The organism is Oleiphilus sp. HI0079 (genome assembly GCF_001635105.1).
Window position 1 is genome coordinate 1 of sequence record NZ_LWFT01000568.1, and the last position, 4,390, is coordinate 4,390.

Annotated in this window: 4 protein-coding genes; all 4 read right to left on the bottom strand. The window is 50.0% G+C overall.

Going from position 1 to position 4,390, the window contains the following annotated elements:
• Positions 1-1,285, bottom strand: a 1,285-nt coding sequence (locus tag A3750_RS09310; protein ID WP_197474979.1) for an efflux RND transporter permease subunit, incomplete at its 3' end; no start/stop codon positions are given.
• Entirely contained in the window at positions 1,282-2,523 is a 1,242-nt protein-coding gene (locus tag A3750_RS09315; RefSeq protein WP_068453593.1) for an efflux RND transporter periplasmic adaptor subunit, read from the bottom strand. The genes A3750_RS09315 and A3750_RS09310, both read right to left, overlap by 4 nt.
• A 96-nt stretch (positions 2,524-2,619) precedes the next feature.
• Complete coding sequence (locus A3750_RS09320; RefSeq protein WP_068548189.1) at positions 2,620-3,357, bottom strand: 16S rRNA (uracil(1498)-N(3))-methyltransferase; 738 nt, start codon at positions 3,355-3,357, stop codon at positions 2,620-2,622.
• 122 nt (positions 3,358-3,479) lie between these two features.
• The coding region (locus tag A3750_RS09325; protein WP_156498502.1) for a M14 family metallopeptidase at positions 3,480-4,390 on the bottom strand (911 nt) is incomplete at its 5' end.

A 4,390-nucleotide genomic window follows, 5' to 3' on the forward strand; every position in this document is an offset into this window, starting at 1 on the left:
CTTCTGCTGCCTGTAACGCCCCTTCACCTCGTTGAAAGTGGGTGAGGGCGTCTTCACCGACGACGATGGCATCATCAACGATGATCCCCAGCGCCATGATTAAGGCAAACATACTCACCATATTAATGCTGCCGCCGAGAGCATACATCACGGCTAGCGTTCCCGCGAAGGACACAGGAATACCCACCGTCACCCAGAAAGCAACGCGACCGTTTAGCAGGATAAACAGAATCGCGACAACTAAAATCAATCCGCCTAAACCATTTTTGATGAGCAGGTTTATGCGATCTTCTATCAGAACATAGGCTTCGTTATACGAGTCTAGGTACATCGTGGGGGGCAGAGTCTCGCGCACTTCACTCAGCCAAGTATTAAATGTTTCGGCTGCTTTGAGTGTGTCTGAACTTGGCGTACGCAGTATCCGTAAGAGAACGGCGGGACGGTCTTTATAAAAAACCTCAACTTGTTTTTCTTTGTTTCGACGCTCGATATTCGCGACGTCTCCGAGGCGCAGACGCTCCCCAGTTCGTGCAGTAAGAATCGTAAGGTCATTAAACCCTTCAGCATCACGCCGTTGTTCAACGCTCCGTAGCTCGCGCGCAACTTCATCTTTAGCGGAAGTGCCGGCAGGGATATCCTGGCTCGCACTCACAACGGCTTGCCCAAGGGCTGGGAGCGACTCGCCAAGCCGATCTATGTCGAGTGTCGAGACTTGGATCGCAATTTCTTGTTCAGGTACGCCGATCAGGTCTACCTTCGAAATTCCGCGAGCTAACAGGTCTCGTTCGAAATCGTAGGCTATGCCCCGCAATTCGCTGAGAGGTGCATCTGCAGAAAGTATTAATGTGGCAACATCTTCATTGAGAACAACCTTAGAAATCTCCGGCTCTTCTGAGTCCGACGGCAGGTTGCGCACGAGTGACACGTGTTCTTTTACTTGATCAAGTGCAAGGCCCATATCTGTGCCTTCGTCGTATTCAAGGCTGATCACGGCGCTGCTTTGATACGACGTCGATTTCATTTCTTTCACGTAGTCGAGTGAGCGTAGCTCTTGCTCGAGAGGCGTGACAATCGAGCGCGCAACATCTTCGGCACTCGCCCCCGGCCAGATGACGCGCACTGTAATGTAGTCTGGTTCGAAGGTAGGCAGAAACTGTGTATTCAACCGAGTGAGCGAAACTGCACCAGCAATGAGGATAATCAACATGAGCAGGTTCGCGGCTACTCGGTGTTTGGCGAACCGACCTAGTAAATCCTCACGATGTTTACCGTTATCCATGGTCATTTGGTGCTGCCTTGTAACGTGACTTTCAGGCCATTGATGGCCTTTGGAAGCTGCGTTGTGATGATTTGATCGCCATCATTGATCGTATCCGAACTTACCAAGACCTTGTCTTGTGCGCCGTCTTGGTACTGATAGCCGATTGGTTGAACGACAAGCGATTCTAGGCGCTCGTCACGAATCCGAAATACGCGATCAGTGCCGTAGATTGACGAAATAGGTAAGGCGATCAGGTTTTGTTGCGCCGGAAGCTCGAGGATGACGCGCAAGCTCTTGTTCAGTGGTAACGAGAGATCTGGGTCGACCGGAACCAACCAGGCATCGCGTCCGCCATGTTGCTGACTACTCGCGAGGGACAAACGTGCCACCTTAAACTGATGACCGTTGCCGCGAGCAGTGACTTCTCCCTCGTTTGTCAGGGCGGATTCAACATCATCAACAAGGTTGTTTGGTATCTGCACACGTAATTCGACACGATTGTGATCAAAGAGCTCTACTAGGTTTTGCCCGGGTTGTACTCGATCTCCGGGCGCCACAAGCACGGCGGTAATGTGCGCATCAAATGGCGCTTTGACTTGCGTTTTCTCCAGATCTCGTTGTGCCGCTTGGAGGCGTGCTTTGGTTCGCTTTAATCCCGCATTGAGTTTTTTGAGTCGAGATGGATGGTCTTTGATGCTTTGCTCTCGCGCTGCAATCATCAGTTCGCTTTGTGCCAGTGCGGATTCCGCATTATCCGATCGCTCTTTGGCAACCAGGTTGGACTCCTGCAATTTAGCTTGTCTTGCGAGCGCGTCTTGTGCAATTTTTAGCATGCGTTGCTCGCTTTTTAATGCACGCTGATCGGTCTCGTACCGGATGTGCTCAGACTCAATAACAGCATAAAACTCGACTAAATCCGCTTCGGCTTGCATTAAGGCAATCTGCGCGTCTGTGTCATCAAGTTCAATGATCACATCGCCTTTTTTAACACTTTGTCCGGGTAAGGCATGGAGCGCTGTGACATCACTGGCTACTGTCGTACTGAGTTTTGCTTCATGAGGAGATTCCGTGCGGGCATAGAGCTCTACCTCAGGGTTAGCATTGATGCGCTCAGCAGAGACGGCACTCACTTGCCAAGACTTTTCCGTGCTTGGTTGTGTTGGCGCCTCCGGCTTGGTTACCATGAGCAGTGCGATAATGATGACGGTGAGCGCTGCGATAAGAATCGGATAACGCCATTTACCTAGTACTTTGAAGGCCATTAAGAAACCTGTTTCGTCGAATAAAATATTGGGATGATTAAGTAACTACCGAGTTTACAGCAAATTGGATGTGCCTTGCCTAAGCGTTCTTTTACACTATTGAAAGTCGCCCCATAGCCATTGCAGTACCGCAAGAGCAGCGACAGGTGCAGTCTCGGTTCTAAACACTCGTGGGCCGAGCGTACACGCTTTAAAGCCTTGACGTTGTGCACAAACGATTTCTTCGGACGTTAAACCGCCCTCGGGGCCTATCAGTAAGAGCACTTTTACGGGTTTAGGTTCAATATGCGCCAGGTCTTGAGTATCTCTGTGATGAAGAACAAGAGGCAACACGTCAGGGTCTTTTGGTTGGCTTAGAAATTCTTCAAGCTCTAGCACTGGGTTGATCCGTGGAACCGTTGCCCGGCCGCATTGCTCGCACGCGCTAATAGCCACGTGTTGCCAACGCTTTATGCGTTTTTCCTCACGACCTTCATCGAGTTTTACCTCACAGCGCTCGCTGATCAAAGGGGTTATTTGATTAACGCCAAGCTCTGTCGCCTTTTGAATCGCATAGTCCATGCGGTCGCCGCGTGACATGACAATTGCCAGTTGTGTATCTAGGTTCGACTCTGAATCGCAGTGCTCACGTCCTGCTATTTTTGCATGCACTGTGCGACGTTCAACAAGAGATAGCTCCGCATCATAGTAGTAACCATCCCCGTTAAAGAGTTTCAGTTTGAAGCCTTTTTTCATGCGCAGAACTTTAGCGATGTGTTGTGCGGCATTCGAGTCAAGCTCGGTCTCAGAGTTTACGGTCAGAGATGTTTCGGTATAAATGTTTGGAATTCGCATAGCCGATGAAGCGCCTTGAGCCAAAAGAGTGAGCGTTGTAGCAAGCTGCCTATTTCTGATTTATCAACATTAAGTATGAAAATGGTTGCCGAGATCACATCATACTCTCAAGAGAACGTGTTCTATTCTCCGATAAAATAAAACAGACAATCCGTACGCGCGATAAAAGGATTGTTTGTGACCATAAATACTTTCAAAGGGTGTTTTGGATACAGGCCGCCATCACGCTCCTCGAAGAACTCGGCCAGGCGCTCCTTACCGTTGTGATCTTTCGCAGAAAGCGAGATAAAACCCGACGCGGACAAATTACCGATGCATTCGTCTTGCGTCAATGTGCCGTAGTTAAACTTTTCTGCCTGTTCGGGGAGGGTGATCACTGCTCCGCTAGTCATCTTGCCATATGCAACCTCTGCGTCACCGATCGTCTCAAGTCGAATCGGGTTGTGATAGATTTTTACCGGGTAGCTTTCGCCCGTGTCTTCAAAAATAGATGTTGCGGAAAGAAGTCGTTGTAAACCCTCTTGAGCGATGATCTCTGATGATCGATCGTTCGGGCCACCGCACTCGATCGTTACGGTTGGCACATCTTGCTCGCTCAGTTCCATCAGGGCTCCTAAGCGTAAATCTGTGACGATTAGGTCGTTTGTAAAAAGTGATGTTAGGGCGATATGCAGAGTGTCTTCTTTTATCGCAACACCAAAAGCGGGACCTGAGCCTGAGGTGTTGTGCATATCGACAACGCACTCGGGTTGCAGTTCGTTGATTAAACCAAGAATGTCCTTTGCTAGCTGGCCTTGTTCGTCCTCAAACGGGGGCTTGAAGCAGCGGTTTAGATCTCGTTTACCTGGGAGCATTCGATTCGAAAAATACGGCTGCGTTGTTGCGGCGTCAACGGACGCGAGAATGAAGACGGCGTTGGTACAAGGCCGCTGGCCAGAGTGCAAGTAGTCGTAAACTGCGCGTGCTCCAGAGGGCTCGTTTCCGTGTAGCAAGGTGCATAACACCCGCGTGGTCTCGGTGTTCTCTCCTTCCA

What these genes read in the sequence shown, in the direction of transcription:
- A3750_RS09320 (WP_068548189.1), bottom strand. Translation starts at nt 3,357, where the DNA reads ATGCGAATTCCAAACATTTATACCGAAACATCTCTGACCGTAAACTCT.
- A3750_RS09315 (WP_068453593.1), bottom strand. Translation starts at nt 2,523, where the DNA reads ATGGCCTTCAAAGTACTAGGTAAATGGCGTTATCCGATTCTTATCGCA.